The following is a 20374-nucleotide window of genomic DNA, read 5'->3' on the forward strand; positions in this document are numbered from 1 at the left end:
TGACGAATCACCGGCGCCCTCCTATCGCAACCTGATTGTGATCGAGAATCCAGCGGCGCTTTTCGAGAATGCGATCGGTGCGCCGATCCATCTCTACAGCCGCCTGATCGACCGTCAACTCACCTGCAGCAGCCTCGGCCGCCACCAGTTGCATCTCGTTGGCAATGCGCTCCCACTCGGGAACGGGCGGCGTCGGTTTGACGTCTTCGAGTTGTTCGCGAAAAGCGGACGCCTTGGGATCGTCGTGCAGATTGCCGCCTTCCCAGGAGCTGCGGCGCGGCGGCATATCGCCTAGCAGTGCGTAGAGTTGCTCCTGCACCGCAGGACGCGAGAGGTATTCGATCAATTTCCACGCCGCGTCCTTGTGCGTGGAGTTGCGGAAAACGACAAGACTGGAGCCACCTGCCACCGATGCACCGGGACCATCGGGTCCGGGCAATGGCGCAGTGTTCCAGTCGTCCTGTTCCGACGCAGGAAGACGTTTGCGAAATTCACCGATGTTCCAGGGGCCGGAGAAGTAAAAGTCGTACACACCGCTCCCGAATTCCGACCACGGATTGCCGGCTTCGACGTTTGTAATGTCGGGTGCTTCGTGCAATCGGAAGGTATCCACGTAAAACGCCAATGCGCGCTTGAAGCCCTGACTTTCGAAGTTGCCGTAGCGACCGCCATCGCGCAACAACGGATCGGGCTGCTGCAACGCCAGCGACATGAGTTGCTCGTATTCGTTGGTCGGCAGAAGAATGCCGTAGACGCCACGATCCGGATGACTCGTCGCGGCAAGCATGCGGCGCCACTGCGCCCAGTCATGAGGCGGCGTATCGAAACCGGCTTGTTTCAGAAGGTCGTTGCGATAGAAGAGCAGACGCGTATCGACGTACCACGGCACGCCGTACAGACGGCCATCGTAAACATTCGTATTCCAGATGCTGGTGAAGTAGTCGCTCGGTTTCACAACCGCCGACTGAGCGACACGCGTTTGCAACGGTTCCAAGGCATTCAACGTGACGAACTCGGGCATCCATGTGTTGCCGAGTTGCGTCATATCCGGAATGGAATCGCCGGCGAATGCCGTGAGCAGCTTCTGATGCGCTGCAGATAATGGCAGCTGCTGCAGTACGACGTGGATGTTCGGGTTCTCGCGTTCGAATTGCGGCAGCAATTGCGTGATCGCTTCGCCTTCGCGCCCGAACGTCCAGAACGTCAACGTGTTGGGATCAACGCGATGCGTACAGCCCATCAGCAACGACGCCATCACACACGCCATAGCCAACGCCCAGAGCGACATCATGATGAGGCCATCTCGCAGGCGGCGTTGGCGCATGGCTAGTTCGTCGCCTGGCTCAACCATCCACCCGTGAAACCGGCGCGCTCAAGACCCTTACGGATATAGGGATTCTTGCGCATCACGCGCCACACCAGTCCGCTGCGCCAGTTCTCGATCATCAGCACGATCGGCCCCTGGTCGATACCAATCTGCATGGTTTCGAACCAGCCCTTGCCGGGGACGTAACGGCCATGTTCCGGCTTGGCAGCGCCGTCGAAACTTGGGTCGAAGGCGTCAACAAATCCGTACTTGTCGTAGACGTAATCGCCATACTGCTCCTTCATCGCCTGCAGGGCAGGAATCACGATTTCCGGTGCAAACGCGATGGAGCCACCGGCCGCTGCGGGCGCGATGGTGCCGTCGTCTGAAATATAGTCGAGTCCGGCGCCGCGTGCCGAATAGCCGAAAAACTCCCGCGTTTTGCCGTCGGCGGTCTTGAAGGTGAAATCGCCCGGACCGTTACACGCCGTCAAACCCCAGATGTTTGCGCCGTAGTCTTTCCAGTGCGCGGGATTGGCGATGGCATACGCGCGCTGCGCATAGGTGGCGCGACGGCTATTCTCGAAATAATCCAGGCCGTGTGCGCGGCTCCATGCGTCGCGAATGCCGCGAAAATCGACCCACGACTCGCTGAATTGATGGCCGAACAACGGCGCGAAGTTCAGGAAGGTTTGACCCTGAAAGCTGCCCCAGTCGCGCGGATAGGTTGCCGTCCACGCGTTCCATCCGTCGCCACCGATTGCGTGAGTGGGCGAGCCCATTGCCAGGACGTAGACCAGCATGCCTTCGTCATAGCCCTGCCAGTCCGAAGGAATGAACTTTCCGCCAGGCGTCCAGCCCATGCTGATGAGTGGCGCACGCGGTTGCATCCATGTCCAATCGACACGCCGGTAGATCGCATCACCCAGCGCGCGGATTTCTTTCTCTTTCGGCGTATCGCGGTCGTAGTAGGACTGCGCAAACAACACGCCGCCCAGCAGCAACGTGGTATCGACACTGGACAACTCGGTTGCACGCACAAACCGCTTGCCGGTCTGCGCGTTGAGGAAGTGGTAGAAAAAGCCGTGATAGCCCGACGCATTGTCCTCGCTATCGTCCTCTTCTGCGTTGGCGAAGAAGCGCAAGGTGGTCAGCGTGCGATCGATCGCTTGATCGCGCGTGATGTAACCGCGCTCCGCACCGATGCCATACGCCGTCAACCCAAAGCCCACGGATGCGATGCTCGAAAACCGATCGTCATCGGTGCCTCCCGGCCAATGATCGGGAATCAAACCATTGGACGGATTGGCGCTATCCCAGAACCAATGGAATGTGCGCTTTTCCAGATCCGCCACCATCGCCTGCTGGTTTGCAGGCAATGTGTTGAAACTTTCGTTCTGGGTGCGCGCGCGTACTGGCGACGACCAGCTACCGCCGACGACCAACGCAGCAATCAGGACGCTTGTGAATGCATGTCGAAAAACGTGAGTGACCATCGTGGGGACGACTTGAAGTAGGGAAATAGCGGTTCGATTCGATGGTTCGGTTTTGCACCGGGGCGCGCTGCGGTCCGCGAAACACACAGCGCGCCCTTATCCGGGGCAGAACGACATCCTTGCAGTCTTGCTCCTTCTCCGCTCCGGTCATGAGCAACCGGCGAGGGGATGAAACGTTGCTTGCCTATCAGAGGACAAAGCTCGCACGAGGCGAGCCCTGTTCGTTTTCAAACATCAGAATTTGATGCCGAGCGTTACCTTCACCTCACGCGGCGTACCCAAAATGTTGCCGATGGTGTTGTAGGTCACGGGTGTGCTGTTAAGTACTCCGTTGGCACCGTAATTGGTGTTGTAGTCGCTGTAGTTGTTCCAGTTGAATGCGTTCAGCAGATCCATACGCACGTAACCATCAAAGTTGCCGTAGATCTTGAAGTTCTTCGTTACCTGGAAATCGATCGAACGGTAACCCCAAATCGGACCACCGATCAGGAAATGGGACCCGGGTGGTGTCGCGGAGTAAGGAAGACATCCGCTCGGCGTACTGGTGTCGTTGAAGCACGCAAGTCCCAAGCCGGGAATCGGCGTGGAGAGGGTCAGCTTCGCGCCGAACAGCAAGCCCCATGGACCATCCAGCGACGCGGTACTTACCAACCGATGCCGCGCTACCGCAGAACCAATGAACGGATAATCGCCGATGGTTTCTTCGTCAAACGCATACTGGTCCGTGACGTCCTGACTATCGTTGTTTTGCAACGCATGCGAGTACGTGTACGCAATCGTGACACCCCAATGCGATTCTGGCGTGTACGGCTTTTCTGCAGAAATCAACAACTGCGTAGTCTTTGTTTCGAGACCGTTGTTGGCAATGATGAGGTTGCCCCACCCCGGAATGCCGTCTCCCCATGGCTGACTGCCGTTTTCCCAGAACGCGCCATTGGGATAGCGATTGCCGAGTTGGTATACCAAGCCATTGAAGCTGTTGACGCGTGCGACGGTGACGTCGGTATTCCACTCACCGATCTGATTGCGCATGCCTAGGCTCACCTGGTCTGAATATGGTGTCTTCAGATTATTGGTGACCATGTCAACTTCGCGACCCGTACTACTGGCGGCGAGCAGGCCCTGCAAAACACTTAAACCGCCGTAGTAGGCGGGATTCCACGGAATACATGTGGGGCCGGGATTGCACGTCGAATACGGCGTTTCAAAACCCAGTGTCGGCTGACCAAGCGCAATCTTGGTCTGTTCGAGCTGCAACAACTCGTAAAGATTGCGATCGTACGAACGCCCTGCGCCGCCATGGATAACGTGCGCCTGGTCGCCGTTGATGTCATAAGAGAACCCAAAGCGCGGCATGAACTGGTTATCTTGCGGATGACGATTGTTGCCTGTGCTTATGTAGTTCCCGACGTTGACGCCACCCAATGCAAGTGACTGCGCATAAGTTTGACCAGGCGCGGCTCCGGGCCACGGGTTAGGCGCGTTAAGCGCGTTGATCACCGCCTGCGGCGTCACCCAATTGAGATAGGAGGGTGTCCACTCATAGTCCCAACGAAGGCCTAGATTCAAGGTCAAATGGTCATCGACGGTCCAGTCGTCCTGAATGTACGTGCCGAGCTGCCTGTCTGATGTGCGGACCATCGGGTTGGTCCCCGGCAGTTGTGAGGGAAATACAACTTGATACGGGTCCGGCTCTGTCCCTGCGGGTGTTACGTAGTAGTAGAACTGAGGGTTGTAGTTAAAAGCATCCTGCGCAGTCAGTGTCACAACTTTGTAGCTGACACCCATCTTGATGACGTGATCGCCATGCCATTCAAAATCGTTGAACGTAAGGTCGTCTGAAATCGACGGACCTTTCTGACCTTTGTCTTGCCCGGCTAGCGGTGTGGCAGGGCCGACGTCCAGAATTGTCTGTTGGTTTTCAGATGGGATGGTGGTGTAAACATATCCATTGCCGAACTGGACCGGCGTTGGTTTGTAGAACGCGTTTTCGTAGGTCGCCTGTAGGCGATTGAACCAACTGTCGCTGCTGTGATCCCAGCGAATGTCGAAGCGCCGGTCGTAATTGACCACGTTCACCGCCGTGGATGCAGCCTGCCCGGTTCCGGGACCGCTGATCGCCGACTCATCGCGATATTTACCGCTAAATTCGATGCGATCTCGATTGCTTGGCTCCCAGTCGAGTTTGGCAAAGTAGAGATCTTCTTTGAACGGCAGGCCTGTCGGCCCGAGTTGCGCCAGCGCGCTGGGCGGTAGTTGAGCAACGACCTGTGCCTGCTGGTTAACGGAACCTGGCACAACCGTGATCGGCGTGTCGTATTCCTTGCCCTCATAGGCTATGAAGAAGTGCGCCTTGTCTTGAATAATCGGACCGCCGAACGAGAAGCCGTATTCCTTATCGTGCGAGGGAGTCTTCTTGTCGGCGGCGATTTCGGAAGGTGTTTCGGCACGCATCCAGGTATCGGTCCAGTCCCCGAATAACTCACCATGGAATTCGTTGGTACCAGACTTGGTTTCCGCCGTTACGGCCGCACTGGAAATCTGGTCGTACTCGGCCTTGTAGTTGGACGTAATGACTTTGTATTCGCCAATTGCCAACTGCGGAAACGGATTACCCTGACTGTTGCTTTGCCCAGTGATGCCGCCGGGTAGCACATAATTCTTTTGTCCCACGCCGTCGATGTAGACATTAATCGCCGTGGGCGCCTGGCCACCCGACTGCAAACTGGCCTGTCCGTTTTGCTGCACGGTGAACACCATGCCCGGCACAGTGTCCGCGAATTCGAGGAAGTTACGCGTGATCTGCGGAACGGTCGCGATCTGCCGCTGCGACACGGTGTTGCCGACTTCCGACGTCGTCACTTCGGTTAGCGTATTGGCATTGACGGTGACAGCACCAAGATTCTGCGCGCTGACGGCATTACCCGTCGGCGCCGCTTTCGCAGCAAGATTGAGTGTCGCGGTGGAAGCCACCGTCAACGTAACCGTCTGCTCGGTACCCGGACCGGCGTCGACTTTGTAGGTACCCGGCGGCAGGCTGACCAGTGCATACGTACCGTCTGCACCGGCTTTGGTGACGCGTGTGTAACCGGTGGCGGTGTTGGTTGCCGTGATGGTGGAACTGGGTGCCGCCATACCGCGCAGGTTGGCATCAGCGCTTTGCGCGTAAGACACCACCGGCGATGCGACGGTAGCGATCACTGCAGCTGCGATAAGCCGCGCCAGCAGTAGTTTCTTGTAATTCGATACAGCGTTCATGCTCTCCCCTCCCAGACAATTTCACTGTGGATGTCGTTATGTACTCGGCGGTCGTTTCGGCTTGCGCGGCGCAGGGGCCGCACTCGCATTACCCCCGCAGGTTTCGCGTACGACGATGTCGCATCCCAGCGTCTGCACCGATGCCGGCGTCGTGTCGGTCGGGTCCAGCAAGGCCGCAAGACGCTCCAGCGCAATGCGGCCGAGATCCGCGATACGCACCTGCACCGTGCTGAGCGGCGGCGTGACGTATCGAGCAATGAGAATGTCGTCGAAGCCGGCCAGTGCGATGTCCCCCGGAACATCGACACCGGCTTCTTTGAATGCGTAGAGGCAACCCACGGCCATCATGTCGTTGGCGGCGAAGACGGCATTGGGGCGTTTTTTCTGCGCGAGCAATTCGCGTCCCGCGCGATAGCCCGATTCTTCGCTGAAGTCGCCGGCCACGATATTGAGCGGCGCATCGGGCGCGTGTTTGGCCATCGCCGCGCGATAACCCTTATCGCGTTGCTGCGCGTCGAAGTTGCTTTTTGGACCAGCGATGAAGGCGACGTTTTGGCGGCCCTTCTCGATGAGGTGCTGCACCATCGCCAGCGCGCCAGCGCGGCTGTCGATGTTGAGCACAGGGAAACGTGTACTTTTGACCGGGCTGTCGAGCAACACTGCCGGCAGACTGGCAGGCAGATTTTCCTCGAGAAATTTTTCGTCGACGTGCTCGGAAAGAATCAGCATGCCGTCTACGCGGCCACGCATGGCGCGAACCGCAGCAGCCGCTGCATCCACGCCGTCGTGTGAACTGGATACCAGCAGATGCAGGCCACGTGCACGCGCGGCCAGATCGATGCCGCGGATGAGTTCCGAGAAGAACTCGCCATAGAGATCCGGCAACACGGCACCGATGGTGTGGGTGCGTCCGGTGATCAGGCTGCGGGCGGCATTGTCCGGGACGTAGTGCAGGCGTGCGGCCACTTCGCGCACGATGCGTTGGGTTTCGGGCGTGACGCCGCCGGTACCGTTCAGCACGCGGGATACCGATGCGACGGAGACTTTTGCCTCGCGCGCGACATCCCGGATGGTGGTGTTTTTCGTAGCCATCTGAGCTTCCTGCATTGAGTGGTGGTACCGCCCTGAACCCCAGCTGCGGCGCAAACGTAAACGTTTTCATGGAAGCTTGTAAAGGGACCCCTGAGCACCGTTTTCGCTGCACTGCAATAACCTGTCGCGACACTTTGCGTGCCCGTCGATGATTCCGCAGCGTCCGGCTGCTTATGTTGTTAAGTGCAAACCGACACGGCAGTGCAGCAGAAGCGATGCGCTTCGCCGGATGAAGCAAACGAATTTGTCTGGCAAGAGGGCGTGAAAAGCTCGTCGGTCGGGTGTGAGGTCAAACGAAGACGCAAAACAAGCATGCTGTTGCCTGCTTGCGCGCGAACTCATCCCCACAAGCCGCATGGCGTAAGTCGACAAAAGCTTTCAACGGCTTGATGCGAAAATCCAGGCACATCGCAACGCGCACAACCGTCGTGCTTGTTGCACGCATGCATTCGAATACTCCACAGATCTAGGCACGATGCGCCTTCGTACACACTGGCCTATAGGTGCAAGTGGGATGCGAACGGTACGATAGGCGCCTGCCGATGGATGAGAACAGGCGCAGTCATTACATGCCCCCGCAAAAGCCCACTGAAGCACGTCGCTTGCCGCAACGTCAGCGCGGTTACGAGCGCGTCGCTGCGCTGCGGGAAGCGGCCGCCGCGTGCTTTGTCGAAAAGGGCTACGAAGGCGCGACCATGACTGAAATCGCGGCGCGTGCGGGCGCGGCGATTGGTTCGCTGTATCAGTTCTTCCCCACCAAGGAAGCGTTGGCGCACGCGCTGATCGAAGACTACGCGCAAGCGCTGTTCGGCGAAGTGGCAAAGCTCGCCGAACGTTCGGACGATCTGGATACCAACGAGCTGGCCGCTCGCCTGAGCGCGTTTTTGATTACCTTCCGCAGAAGGCATCCGGCCTTTGTGATGCTGGTGGAATCGGGTCCGGTGCCTGCGGCCGATGGCATGTCCATTCGCCGCCGTCTTCGTGCCGAATTGCAGGCGTTGCTGACGCGTCGCGCACCGCATCGTTCGACGGAAGACATGTATGCCGTGGCCGTTACCGTGCAGCAGATGATGAAAGCCGCGGTGGCGATTCAAGCCGAGCCCGGCATGCCCGGCCGTCAGAAAGCGCTGTCGCAATTGCAACACGCCATGCAGCTGTATCTGCATGACGTGTTCAGCGAATGACCGGAAATCCAGCGGTTAGTGCGTGGGATACGTCTGGAACCCGCCACCCTGTTGCGGCGGGGGTGGCGCTGCCTGCGGTTGCTGCGCAGACGCACCCTGGATCGGCGGCGGAGGCGGCTGATTCGCGACCTGATTACCGCAGAAATAGGCTTCCCAAGGCTGCGAACCGTCGACCGGATCGGTCAGCGGCTTGATCGTGTCGGCCCTCATGTCGACGGCGCTATTGCGTGCCTGCACCTGCAGTTCGTCGCGCACTTTGATGTCATTGCGATCATACGGTCCGACATGATCGGTCACCGACACGGTGATCTTGCCCAGATCGCGGCAACCGGAAACGTCGCCGGTCCACACAGTACGAACGTTTGCCGAGCCCGGTGTGGGGTTGATGCCCCAGGTACAACCGCCGAGCAGCACGATAGGTGCGAGCAGCAGCAGGGTCTTGCGCATGAGTAGCTCCATGTAGGCGATGAAATCGAACGTTGTTGCGTCTGCGTCGCATCGTAACGCGTTGCTGTCGCCAATCGCCGAACGCAGGCTTACCGCGCGGACGATTTGTCGTCCGCTGCCTGTCCGGACACTGTCCGGCGGCCGATGTCCGGTGTCCGCGGACAACCTGAGTGCCGGTCAGCCTCATCCATTAATACATATCTATCAATGACTTGATGAGCATCTCCGCACTGGCACGCGGATTGCACCGTAAAAGGCGAGACCTCTTCCCGGTCCATCACTCGGAGATACGGATATGAAACTGACCGACAGCAAATTCAAATTGGAAACGGCACTTCTGAACGGCCTGTTCGTCGTGTGCATGGTGATTTGCGGACTGTTCCTGGCATCGATGGTCACGATTAAACCCGCACCGGTCCAATTGGCATCCAATGCTCACACCAGCGCCACGGTGACACACGCGCCGTCAGCGTGAGTACTGACTCATTCATTCGGAGATTAGGGATATGAAACTCACCGAAACCAGGTTTGAAAACTTCATTCTGCATACGCTGTTCGTGGCATGCATGGTGGTCTGCGGCCTGATTCTCACGGCGATGGTGGCAAGCAAGCCCGCACCGGTGGAACTGGCCACGAAGATGACGCTCAGCAACCCCGTCAGCACGCTGCTGGCCTCGGCACCCTCGGCCTGCATGCTGCCGGTCAGCAACACGATTTGTCTGCGCACGGCGGGTTGATCGCGAGACACGATCAGCCCCGCCGTCTGATAATGGCGGCATGCTACATGTCATCCTGTTTCGCCCCGAAATTCCGCCCAACACCGGCAACGTGATCCGACTGTGCGCCAACACCGGCGCCGGACTTCACCTGATCCGCCCCTTGGGCTTTGAGCTTGACGATACACGTCTGCGACGCGCCGGCCTGGATTACCACGAATACGCGCGCGTCGCGGTACATGACGATCTCGATACCTGCCTTGCGGCGTTGAATCATCCGCGCGTCTTCGCCTTCTCCACGCGCGGCCGCACCATGCATGCCGACGCACGCTTCGCCGATGGCGATGCGCTGCTGTTCGGTTGCGAAACGGCGGGCCTGCCCGACGCGGTGCTCCAGGGATTGCCGCCGGAGCAGCGTTTGCGACTGCCGATGTGCGCGGACAGCCGCAGTCTCAACCTGTCCAACAGCGTGGCGGTGGCGGTGTATGAAGCATGGCGTCAGCTTGGATTCCCGGGTGCCGTGGCGCTCTGATCGCGACGATCACGACAGGCGCAAGGCCCGGGCGGCTACAATCCGGGTATGAATGCCGCCTCTTCTACGTCATTGCTCCCGCAGCCCTTGCGCAAATTGGCAGGCCGCGCGCTGGAAACTGCGCTCAATCACGCCCTGTCACTCGATCCGGATACCCAGTCCAAACTGGCCGCCCTGAATGGGCGCTCGGTGCAATTGCATCTGCGTGGCGCGGATCTGGCGCTGGCGATCACCGTTGCGGATAGTCGACTGAAAGTCGGCCCCGCGCCGGAAACCAGCGATCTGCGCGTGGCGGCAACGCCCGGCAGTCTGCTGTCGATGATCTTCCGCCGCCACGGCGACAGCATGGCGCCGGGCAAGGTGGAAATTGCGGGTGACGCCGATCTCGCCCGCCGCCTGGAAAAACTGGCGAGCGGTTTCGCGCCCGATTTTGAAGAAGCCTTCGCACGCACCTTCGGCGACGTGATTGGCGTGCCGCTGGCCAAAGCCGTGCGCGAAGGATTGGCGCACGCGCGCGAAACCTCCTCGCATCTCACGCAGGATGGCGCCGCATGGTTGCGCGACGAGGCACGCATCGCGCTCGCGCCCGGCGAAGTGGAAGGCTTCCTCGATGAAGTCGACGCACTGCGCGAACGCACCGAGCGTCTGGATGCGCGACTGGCCCGCCTGGAGCGCGCACGCAAAGGATCGACTCCGTGACGCCGCTGCGAGCTGTGCCGGGACTGCTACGCATTGCCGTGGTGCTGTTGCGCTATCGGCTGGATGAAGTCGTCGATGCGACGCATCTCTTTCGTCCGCTGAAACTCGTTCGTCCATTTCTGGGCCGGCCCATCGTTGACGTGCGCCCACTTTCCCGCGGTGCGCGACTGCGCATGGCGCTGAACGAACTGGGCCCGATCTTCGTCAAGGCCGGCCAGGTGCTGTCCACACGGCGCGATCTGGTGCCGGAGGACATCGCCGATGAACTGGCGCTTCTGCAGGATCAGGTGCCGCCGTTTCCGGGTGAGCAAGCGCGCGAGATCGTACAGCGCGAGCTGAAACAGCCGATCGAGCAGCTTTATGCGAGCTTCGATAACGTTCCGCTGGCGTCGGCTTCGATCGCGCAGGTGCATGCGGCCACGCTTTATGACGGCCGCGCCGTCGTCGTAAAAGTGCTGCGCCCGCGCATCGACGAACGCATCGACCGCGATGTTCGGCTGATTCGTTCGCTCGGCGAACTGGCACAACGCTGGCACCCCAATGCGGACAAGATTCGCCCGCTCGATGTGGTCAGCGAAGTGGAGAAAATGCTCGAGCACGAGCTGGATCTGCAGCGCGAAGGTGCGAATGCCAGTCTGCTACGCCGCAACTTCATAAGCGGCGTCGACATGTACGTGCCGGAAGTGCACTGGGAACTGACCGCCGCGCGCGTGCTCACACTGGAGCGCGTGTCTGGTGTGAGTTGCGATGACATCGCTGCCATCGACGCAGCAGGAATCGATCGCAAGGTGCTCGCCGCCAAGGGTGTGCGTCTGTTCTACGAACAGGTGTTCCGCGACAACTTTTTCCATGCCGATGCGCACCCGGGCAACATCTGGGTCGATCCGACGCGCGTGAGCGAGCCGCGCTTCATCGCGCTGGATTTCGGCATCATGGGTTCGTTGCCGGAAGCCGATCAATATTGGCTCGCGCAGAATTTCATCGCGCTGTTCGAACGCGACTACGCACGCATTGCCAAGCTGCACATCGATGCGGGCTGGATGCCGCCGAGCGTTCGCCTCGACGAACTGGAAGCAGCAGTACGCACCGTTTGCGAACCTTATTTCACGCGTCCGCTCTCGCAGATCTCGCTCGCCGAACTGGTTGTGAAACTATTTCAGACCGCACGCCGATTCGAGCTCACCTTGCAGCCGCAACTGATTCTGCTGCAGAAGACGCTACTCAATATCGAAGGTGTGGGTCGCATGCTCGACCCGGACATCGATATCTGGGCGGTGGCGCATCCCGTGCTTAAACGCATTTTGCGCGAGCGCTACAGCCCGCTGCGTACCTTTCGCGAAATTCGCAAGCGCGTGCCGGAATGGTTCCACAATGCGCCGTTATTGCCGGAATTGGTACGCGATGCGTTGCGGCAAGTCGCTATCGGCGAGCAACGTCTTCTTGCCGACGCGGAAGAATTGGGTCACCAACGTCATCTCGTGCGCCGGATACTCGGCATGATCGGTGGCGGCTTGCTCGGTGCCACGCTGATCATGAGCGCTACGCTGATGTTTACGTTCGGAACGCAGCACAGCATCTGGGTACCGATTGGCGTCGGCACAGCGGGCTTGCTCTCGTTTGCGTGGGGCTGGTGGCACCGATGATGCTTTCGCCCCTCCCCCTGCAAAGCAGGGGGAGGTTGGGAGGGGGTCAAGGCTCTTTCGCAAGATTGCTTTACCCCACCCCAACCCTCCCCTGCGTGCAGGGGAGGGAGTCAGTGGCGCTTCGGCGATTTATCGATGCTTGAAATTCTTTATCAGGACGATGCACTCATTGCGGTCAACAAGCCTGCAGGCTTGGCTGTGCATCGCTCGAAAATGGTCGGCAACGCCGAAACATTTCTCATCGACGTATTGCGTGAGCAGGTTGGCGGCACGGTGTATCTCGCACATCGTCTTGATCGTGCGACAAGCGGCGTGTTGCTGATCGCCCGCTCCAGCGAGGTCGCCGCAGCACTAGGCGAACAGTTCATGGGCCGTGACGTGCACAAGCAGTATCTCGCCGTCGTACGTGGCTGGCCGGAACCGACGGAAGGCATCATCGATTACCCATTACCCGGCTCACGCGAGACCGGCCCGCGGCGCGATGCACGCACCGACTACCGTCGACTGGCCACCATCGAAGTACCCATTGCGCTGGGTCGTTACCCGCAACAACGTTACGCACTCGTGCTGGCCGAACCGCAGAGCGGGCGGTTTCGGCAGATCCGCAAGCACATGGCGCATATCCACCATCCGGTGATCGGCGATTGCCAGCATGGACGCGGCGATCACAATCGTCTCTACAAGCAATATTTCAGCTGCCATCGCATGCTATTGCATGCATGGCGCCTGCGTTTTCGGCACCCGGTAGACGGACGGCCGATGGCGCTGGAAGCACCGCTGGATGAGGCCTTCACCGGGCTGCTCTCACGCTTTGGCTGGTCGCTGCCGGCCGACGAAATAAGCATGCCAACCAGCTAAACTGCGCGGCATGCTACCCGTGAGTCGATCCATCGTCCTGCCGGAATCGGAGCTGGTCGTGCGCTTTCTGCGTGCCGACGGCCCCGGTGGCCAGCATGTCAATCGCACTGAAAGCGCCGTCGAATTGCGCTTCGACGTGGCGCATTCGCCATCGTTGCCGGACGATGTTCGCGAGCGACTGCTGGCGCGAAGCGATCGTCGACTGACCGACGAGGGCGTGCTGGTGATTCAAGCACGCCGCTTCAGAGATCAGGGCCGCAATCGCGAAGATGCACGCGAACGTCTGGTCGAGATCGTGCGCGGCGCACTGGTCGCACCCAAGAAGCGCGTTGCGACGAAACCCACGCGTGCATCGAAGTTGCGCCGCCTCGAAGGCAAGCAGCAGCGTGCGAAAATCAAACAAAACCGATCGCGGTCCTGGAGCCACGAGTGAGCGAACCCGTTCTGCCGCCCATTCCACCCCAGGCGCCCCTACTCAACAGCCGCTTCTGGCCATGGCTAATGCGCAGCCTTCTGCGTTTGTCGGGCTGGCGATTGCTCGGCGAACTGCCCGATGTGCCCAAGGTGATCATCATCGGCGCACCCCACTCCTCCTACTGGGATGGCGTGTGGGGATTGATGATGAAGATTGGACTCGGCATCAACATCAACGTCATGATCAAGCGCGAAGTGCTGGATGGACCGTTGGGCATCATCCTGCGTCCCATTGGCCTGATTCCCATCAATCGCAGCGCTGCGCTGAATGTCGTCGGCCAGATGGTCGAGCGTTTCCACACGCACGAGAAGATGTGGTTGGGCATTACACCGGAAGGCACGCGCAAAAAAGTGCAGCAGTGGAAATCGGGTTTTCTTCGCATCGCCAACGAAGCGAGGGTGCCGATCCAGCCCGTGTTTATCGATTATCCGACCAAGACGTTTACGCTTGGGCCACTCATCCACGCCAGCGATGACCCGGAAGCCGATATGGCTTCGATACGCGCGCTATTTCGTCCGTATCGCGGCAAGCATCGCAATACGGAATAACGGCGCTTAACGCTCGGAATGGCCTGATTCGTCGTAATCGCGATGAGTCAGCAAACCCGGGCGAATCAGATCGATAAACGCGCGCGCTTCGGCGCTGAGGAATTTTCCCTTGCGCATCACCACGCCGTAGCTGCGTTGCGGAAAGTATTGCCGCATGTTGCGCACAGCCAGTCGCGCACGATCCGCGTCGGAAATACAAATGCCCGTGACGATGGAAATGCCAAGACCCATCGCCACGTATTCCTTGATCACTTCCCAACCACCGACTTCAATCGCGACGTGGTAAGGCACCTGGTTCTGTTGAAACACCAGATCGACGAGCCGATACGTCGACAGACGTTGCGGCGGAAGAATGAGCCCGTAAGGCGATAGATCCTGCAGCGTAACGTTTTCCTTGTGCGCCAGCGGATGATCCAGCGGCATGATCAGCATCGGGTCGTAGTGATAGACCGGTGCCCACGCGATGTCGTTCGGCACATCGAGCATCGAACCCACCGCGAAATCCGCACTGTCTGCACGCAGCAACGCCATGCCGTCCTTGCCGGTGACGTTGGCGAGCTGCAACTGCACGGCAGGAAAGCGTTCGCGATAGCGGCGCACCAGCTCGGGTAGCAAATACTGGATGGTCGAGCTGCCCGCCGCGATGGTCAGCTTTCCCGCCTGCAGGCCTTTGATCTTGGTCTGGAAGTCGCGATCGAGGTTTTCCCATCCCTCGATCAAGGGGCGCGCGAGGGCATACAGCGCCTCGCCCGCATCCGTCAGATTGATGCGGCGCCGGCTGCGCTGCAGCAGTTCCACGCCCAGTTCGCGCTCCAGCGCCTGCAACTGCAGGCTGATCGATGGCTGGGAGAGATAGAGCGATTCGGCGGCCCGACTGAGCGTTCCGAGCTTCACCGTGGCCACGAAAGCACGTATCTGCTTCAGGCGGTTGCCCTTGTAGTAGTAGCGGCTGGCGTCGCCGGGCGCAGGCGTGTCCTTGCCCACCCGTTTCCGCTTGGTCGCGGCGGGCGCCTTTTTGGCCACGTTTGGCTTTCGGACGGGATCTTTCATGGCAGCTGACTCAATACGTTAGCGTATGTATTGATAAAGATAATACTAAAGATTGACATATTTGTTTTGTCAAAATGGATGTTCGTAACTAGCTTCTTCCCCAAGCCCTAGGTGGAGAAGCACATGGCAGTACCCAGCGAAAAGTTCGTCAGCACGCCCGCCCAGATTCATGCGGAGACCCGTGGTTACGAGGACATCCTGACCCCGGAGGCCCTGGCCTTCCTGGCCCGGCTGCACCGTTATGCCGAGCCGCGCCGCCAGCAATTGCTGAAGGCCCGAGCCCAGCGGCAGGCCCGCTATGACGCCGGCGCGTTACCGGACTTCCGGGCCGACACCAAGGCCATTCGCGAATCCGATTGGAACGTTGCCACCATTCCCGCCGCCCTGCAGGACCGTCGCGTGGAAATCACCGGGCCGGTCGAGCGGAAGATGATCATCAACGCGCTGAACTCGGGTGCGAAGGTGTTCATGGCGGACTTCGAGGATTCGTCTGCACCCAGCTTTGCCAATCAGCTGGACGGTCAGGTCAATCTGCGCGACGCGGTGAGCGGCACGCTGGAATACCGCTCGCCTGACGGCAAGGACTATCGCGTGGACGCCAATCCCGCCGTGCTGGTCGTACGCCCGCGCGGCTGGCACCTGCCCGAACGTCATGTGTCGGTCGATGGCGAAACGATGGCGGGCGCCCTGGTCGACTTCGGCCTGTATGCCTTCCATAACGCGCACGCGCTGCACGCACGCGATCTGGGTCCGTACTTCTACCTGCCCAAGCTCGAAGCGATGGAAGAAGCCGTATTGTGGGATGACGTGCTCGCGCTGGCCGAAGACGATCTCGGCCTGCCGATCGGCACGATAAAAGCGACGGTGCTGATCGAGACACTGCCCGCGGTGTTCCAGATGCACGAAATTCTGCATGCATTGCGCAACCGCGTCGTCGGCCTGAACTGCGGCCGCTGGGATTACATTTTTTCGTACCTGAAGACACTGCGGCGTCATCGCGATCGTTTGCTGCCGGATCGCGGCCAGGTCGTGATGACAGTGCCGTTCCTCAAGACGTATTCGGAGCTGCTGATCCAAACCTGCCATCGCCGAGGCGCGTTTGCGATGGGCGGCATGGCCGCGCAGATTCCGATCAAGGGCGACGATGCAGCGAATGAAGCCGCGATGGCGAAAGTTCGTGCCGACAAGTTGCGCGAAGTGCAAGCCGGACATGACGGCACATGGGTGGCGCATCCTGCATTGGTCGCGGTAGCGAAAGATATTTTCGACCGTCACATGCCATCGTCGAATCAATTGCACATCAAACGCGAAGATGTCGTTGCAGATCGCGATACGTTGATCTCGCCATGCGGCGGAACGATCAGCCGCTCCGGCTTCGACAACAACGTCGAAGTTGCGCTGCGTTACACAGCAGCGTGGCTCGAAGGATTGGGTTGCGTGCCGATTCACAACTTGATGGAAGACGCCGCCACCGCCGAAATCGCACGTGCGCAGTTATGGCAATGGGTGCATCACGGCAGTCTGGAATTTACCGATCACGCGCCGATCGATATCGCACTGTTCGATCACGCACTCGCCACGCACACACATCGTCTACGCGAAAGCACATTGCCTGGCGCCAAGCGCGCCGACGATGCAGCGCACCTGCTTGCCTCGCTAACGCATGCCGAACAGCTCAGCGACTTCCTCACCCTTCCCGCTTACGAAAAGCTCGCCTGAGCGCGTGCATCCAGCGTATTCCAAGGAGTCAATCATCATGAAAAACACACTGCCTACCACCGAACAGATGTCGCTCGACTGGAAGAACAACGCTCGCTGGGCTGGCATCCAGCGCAATTACAGTGCTGACGATGTGGTGCGCCTTCGCGGCACTGTGGGTGTCGAACACACGCTTGCGCGCCGTGGCGCCGAACGCTTGTGGAAATCGCTGCACAAAGAAGATTTCGTCAATGCGCTCGGCGCACTGACCGGTAACCAGGCCATGCAGCAGGTGAAAGCCGGTTTGCAGGCGATCTATCTCAGTGGCTGGCAGGTCGCCGCGGATGCGAATGTCGCGGGCGAAATGTATCCGGATCAATCGCTGTATCCGGCCAATTCCGTGCCGCTGGTCGTCAAGCGCATCAACAACACCCTGCTGCGCGCGGATCAGCTGCATCACGCGGAAGGCAAGGACGATACCGACTGGATGGTGCCGATCGTTGCCGATGCTGAGGCCGGTTTCGGCGGCGTGTTGAATGCGTTCGAGCTGATGAAAGCGATGATCGAAGCGGGCGCCTCAGGTGTGCACTTTGAAGATCAGCTCGCGTCGGTGAAAAAGTGCGGCCACATGGGCGGGAAAGTGTTGGTGCCGACGCGCGAAGCCGTCGACAAACTCAACGCCGCTCGCCTGGCAGCCGATGTGCTTGGCGTTCCGACACTGGTCATCGCACGCACCGATGCGGACGCGGCTGATTTGCTGACGTCCGATATCGACGACAACGACAAGCCGTTCGTCACCGGAGAGCGCACGCCGGAGGGCTTCTTCCGCGTTCGCGCCGGCCTCGATCAAGCCATCAGTCGAGGCTTGGCCTACGCGCCTTACGCCGATCTGATCTGGTGCGAAACCAGCAAGCCGAATCTGGAAGAGGCGCGCAAGTTTGCGGAAGCGATTCATGCGAAGTTTCCGGGCAAAATGCTTGCGTACAATTGCTCGCCGAGCTTCAACTGGAAGAAAAATCTGGACGATGCGACCATCGCGACATTCCAGAAAGAACTGGGCGCGATGGGCTACAAATTCCAGTTCATCACGTTGGCGGGCTTCCACAGTCTCAACTACGGCATGTTCGATCTGGCGCATGGTTATGCACGTCGTCAGATGAGTGCGTTTGTTGAACTGCAGGAGCGGGAATTCGCGGCGGCCGATCGCGGCTTCACTGCCGTGAAGCATCAGCGCGAAGTTGGCACCGGTTACTTCGATGCGGTGACGCAGGCTATTCAGCAGGGGCAGTCGTCAACCACGGCGTTGAAAGGCTCGACGGAAGAAGCGCAATTCCATCAGGCTTCTGCTGCTTGATGACTTATACCCTCACGTATCCGTGAGGGTTTGTTCCCTCTCACCGTCATTCCGGCGTAGGCCGGAATCCAGTGACGAAAGGCTATGTACGTGTCCGTACTTCCGACAGTTCTCGCTACTGGATTCCGGCCTACGCCGGAATGACGGTGAGGTAAAACTAGGCGTCACGGCGGCGTCGGTGCTTCCGGCGGAACCAGCACAATCACCGTCCAACCGGGGCGCGGCTCTAATTCGCGCTTAGCCAAAGCGACACGCAACATCTGCTTTTCTTCCACACCGAACAGCAATATCGATGAGGAACCGTACTGCTCGATGAAGTGCGGCCAGTCGAATGTCGGTGTGAGTCCGGTGGATTTGAGGCGCCAGCCACGCGCCAGCAATTCCGCAAAGCGCGCGTGCGTCATGGTGTCTTCGAACAACACCGGCACGGATAATCGATCGGCCAGCGCCGAGCGGTTGCTTGTTTCCTGCGGCGCGAGATTACGCAAGCGGTAAACCTTGTCGCGACCGAATTCCTGCTGATAGTGCAGACACGCCAGCGAATTGCGTTCGCGGTGCGTCGATAGTCCAAGCATCAATCCGATACCTGTCAGATCCAGATTGCGCTCAGCATGCGCTGAGGCCGGGCTGCCATAAAACGTCGTCAGCCCTTCCATGCGGGCGCGGCGAATGCCATCCCAGTCATCGTCGGACAGCAGCACATGAAAACCCGCTTCGTTCAGTGCACTGCCGATGGCGCGAGCCACCGCATCGGAGCCGAAGATCAACACGCCATGCGGCTCGGGTTCGGCAACCTTTAACCAGCGCGCGAGAGGGCGTGATGTTGCGCTCTGCAAAACGACCGTGCCGATGATCAAGATGAACACGAGCGGCACCAGCACATCGCTACCTGCCACACCCAGACGTTCCAGCCGCAGCGCAAAGAGCGCCGAGACCGACGCTGCAACGATGCCCCGCGGCGCCACCCAGGAAATCAACGCCCGCTCGCGCCACGTCATGCCGCTACCGGCGCTGGAAACCATCACCGTGATGGGGCGCACGACAAATTGTGCGGCGAGGAAAATGGCGATACCGGCCCACAGCATGCCGGGTGGCAGCGGCCAGCTCAGTCGTGCAGCCAGCAGGATGAAAAGCATCGACACAAGGAGCACGGTGAGGTGTTCCTTGAAATCGAGAATGTCGTCGATGTGTACGTCGCGCATGTTGGCGAGCGCGATACCCATGATGGTGACTGTGAGCAATCCCGAATCATGCGCGATCTCGTTGGAGAGCGTGAACGATAGAAGCACGATGGCCAGCGCGCCGAAATTCTGCAGATATTCCGGAATCAGCTGACGGCGCAGCAGAAGGCCCAGCACGATGGCGGCAACGCCACCGATAACGACGCCGGCAATCACGGTAGTGAGAAACACGCCAATTGCGTGGCCCTGATGCCGCGACACGATGGCTTCGTAAATCAGTACCGCGAACAGCGCGCCAAGCGGATCGATCACGATGCCTTCCCAGCGCAACGTGTTGGCAATGCGCGCGTTGGGCCGCAGCGTACGAAGCATCGGAACAATGACGGTCGGCCCCGTCACGCATGTCAACGCGCCAAACAACAGCGCGATATCCCAGCTCATGCCTGCGAGATAATGCGCCGCAGCGGCAAGCAGCAGCAACGCGACGATCGCGCCGTAACTCACTAGTCCTCGCACCACATGTCCAATGCCGCGCAGCTCCTGGAAGCGCAGCGTGAGGCTGCCTTCAAACAGAATCAGCGCCACGGAAAGCGAGACCACCGGGAACAGCAGCGGCCCGAGCAGCTTGTCCGGATCGAGTACGTGAAAGACGGGCCCTAGCAGAATGCCGGCCAGCAACAGAAACAGGATGGCGGGCAGCTTCACGCGCCAGGCCAGCCATTGTGCGAAGAAGCCGATGGCCAGCATGCCGGTCAGCATCAGGCCGAGTTCGATGCTCATGCACGCACCCTCAACGGCAGCCGCCGATATCTGTATCGCAACATAGGTGACCGACTT

18 protein-coding genes are annotated in these 20374 nt (G+C 59.6%); 11 read left to right on the forward strand and 7 right to left on the reverse strand.

The features are described from left to right. Window positions 1–7: 7 nt before the first annotated feature. The 4 genes from EKH79_RS11475 to EKH79_RS11490 form a co-directional block, all read right to left on the reverse strand. Window positions 8–1267 carry a sugar ABC transporter substrate-binding protein gene (locus tag EKH79_RS11475; RefSeq protein WP_425478504.1) on the reverse strand — a complete coding sequence of 420 codons (1260 nt, stop codon included), beginning with the start codon at window positions 1265–1267 and terminating at the stop codon, window positions 8–10. 59 nt (window positions 1268–1326) lie between these two features. Then, window positions 1327–2802 carry a glucoamylase family protein gene (locus EKH79_RS11480; protein ID WP_126673966.1) on the reverse strand — a complete coding sequence of 492 codons (1476 nt, stop codon included), beginning with the start codon at window positions 2800–2802 and terminating at the stop codon, window positions 1327–1329. A gap of 234 nt (window positions 2803–3036) precedes the next feature. Continuing rightward, window positions 3037–6060 carry a TonB-dependent receptor gene (locus EKH79_RS11485; protein ID WP_126673967.1) on the reverse strand — a complete coding sequence of 1008 codons (3024 nt, stop codon included), beginning with the start codon at window positions 6058–6060 and terminating at the stop codon, window positions 3037–3039. 36 nt (window positions 6061–6096) lie between these two features. Further along, window positions 6097–7152, reverse strand: a complete 1056-nt coding sequence (locus tag EKH79_RS11490) for a LacI family DNA-binding transcriptional regulator (protein ID WP_126673968.1) — start codon at window positions 7150–7152, stop codon at window positions 6097–6099. 569 nt (window positions 7153–7721) lie between these two features. Here EKH79_RS11490 and EKH79_RS11495 point away from each other — a divergent pair. Next, entirely contained in the window at window positions 7722–8336 is a 615-nt protein-coding gene (locus tag EKH79_RS11495; RefSeq protein ID WP_126673969.1) for a TetR/AcrR family transcriptional regulator, read from the forward strand. 15 nt (window positions 8337–8351) lie between these two features. On the opposite strand, the gene EKH79_RS11500 is transcribed toward EKH79_RS11495, so the two are convergent. Beyond that, window positions 8352–8783, reverse strand: coding sequence for a DUF4156 domain-containing protein (locus EKH79_RS11500; protein ID WP_126673970.1), 432 nt, complete (start codon window positions 8781–8783; stop codon window positions 8352–8354). A 295-nt stretch (window positions 8784–9078) separates the two neighbouring features. On the opposite strand from EKH79_RS11500, the gene EKH79_RS11505 reads away from it, so the two are divergent. From EKH79_RS11505 to EKH79_RS11540, 8 genes are all read left to right on the forward strand, one after another. After that, window positions 9079–9258 carry a hypothetical protein gene (locus EKH79_RS11505; RefSeq protein ID WP_126673971.1) on the forward strand — a complete coding sequence of 60 codons (180 nt, stop codon included), beginning with the start codon at window positions 9079–9081 and terminating at the stop codon, window positions 9256–9258. Between the two features lie 31 nt (window positions 9259–9289). Next, window positions 9290–9520: a hypothetical protein gene (locus tag EKH79_RS11510; RefSeq protein WP_126673972.1), complete on the forward strand. Its 231-nt coding sequence runs from the start codon at window positions 9290–9292 to the stop codon at window positions 9518–9520. A gap of 40 nt (window positions 9521–9560) precedes the next feature. Further along, window positions 9561–10031, forward strand: coding sequence for a tRNA (cytidine(34)-2'-O)-methyltransferase (locus EKH79_RS11515; RefSeq protein WP_126673973.1), 471 nt, complete (start codon window positions 9561–9563; stop codon window positions 10029–10031). 48 nt (window positions 10032–10079) lie between these two features. Next, the gene (locus EKH79_RS11520; RefSeq protein WP_126673974.1) at window positions 10080–10730 is read left to right on the forward strand and encodes a ubiquinone biosynthesis accessory factor UbiJ; all 651 of its coding nucleotides are present in this window, start codon (window positions 10080–10082) and stop codon (window positions 10728–10730) included. 5 nt (window positions 10731–10735) lie between these two features. Beyond that, the gene (gene ubiB / locus EKH79_RS11525) at window positions 10736–12373 is read left to right on the forward strand and encodes a ubiquinone biosynthesis regulatory protein kinase UbiB (protein WP_233590316.1); all 1638 of its coding nucleotides are present in this window, start codon (window positions 10736–10738) and stop codon (window positions 12371–12373) included. A 135-nt stretch (window positions 12374–12508) separates the two neighbouring features. Next, complete coding sequence (locus EKH79_RS11530) at window positions 12509–13231, forward strand: pseudouridine synthase (protein WP_126673976.1); 723 nt, start codon at window positions 12509–12511, stop codon at window positions 13229–13231. Between the two features lie 10 nt (window positions 13232–13241). Next, window positions 13242–13664 (forward strand): alternative ribosome rescue aminoacyl-tRNA hydrolase ArfB, encoded by a 423-nt coding sequence (arfB, locus tag EKH79_RS11535; RefSeq protein WP_126673977.1) that lies wholly within the window; start codon window positions 13242–13244, stop codon window positions 13662–13664. Continuing rightward, a complete protein-coding gene (locus EKH79_RS11540) occupies window positions 13661–14254 on the forward strand; it encodes a 1-acyl-sn-glycerol-3-phosphate acyltransferase (protein ID WP_126673978.1) in 594 nt (197 codons plus the stop codon). The genes arfB and EKH79_RS11540 overlap by 4 nt, the downstream gene beginning before the upstream one ends. Window positions 14255–14260: 6 nt before the next feature. Here EKH79_RS11540 and EKH79_RS11545 read toward each other — a convergent pair whose 3' ends face one another. After that, entirely contained in the window at window positions 14261–15304 is a 1044-nt protein-coding gene (locus EKH79_RS11545; RefSeq protein WP_126673979.1) for a LysR family transcriptional regulator, read from the reverse strand. Between the two features lie 123 nt (window positions 15305–15427). Here EKH79_RS11545 and aceB point away from each other — a divergent pair, with 123 nt between their 5' ends. Together aceB and aceA are read left to right on the forward strand one after the other, a co-directional pair. Further along, window positions 15428–17023, forward strand: a complete 1596-nt coding sequence (gene aceB / locus EKH79_RS11550) for a malate synthase A (RefSeq protein ID WP_126673980.1) — start codon at window positions 15428–15430, stop codon at window positions 17021–17023. 37 nt (window positions 17024–17060) lie between these two features. Next, on the forward strand, window positions 17061–18356 hold the full coding sequence (gene aceA / locus EKH79_RS11555; RefSeq protein ID WP_126673981.1) for an isocitrate lyase: 1296 nt from the start codon (window positions 17061–17063) through the stop codon (window positions 18354–18356). A 164-nt stretch (window positions 18357–18520) separates the two neighbouring features. On the opposite strand, the gene EKH79_RS11560 is transcribed toward aceA, so the two are convergent. After that, entirely contained in the window at window positions 18521–20317 is a 1797-nt protein-coding gene (locus tag EKH79_RS11560; protein WP_126673982.1) for a cation:proton antiporter, read from the reverse strand. Window positions 20318–20374: the final 57 nt, after the last annotated feature.

The organism is Dyella dinghuensis (assembly GCF_003977615.1).
Taxonomy (GTDB): Bacteria; Pseudomonadota; Gammaproteobacteria; order Xanthomonadales; family Rhodanobacteraceae; genus Dyella_B; species Dyella_B dinghuensis.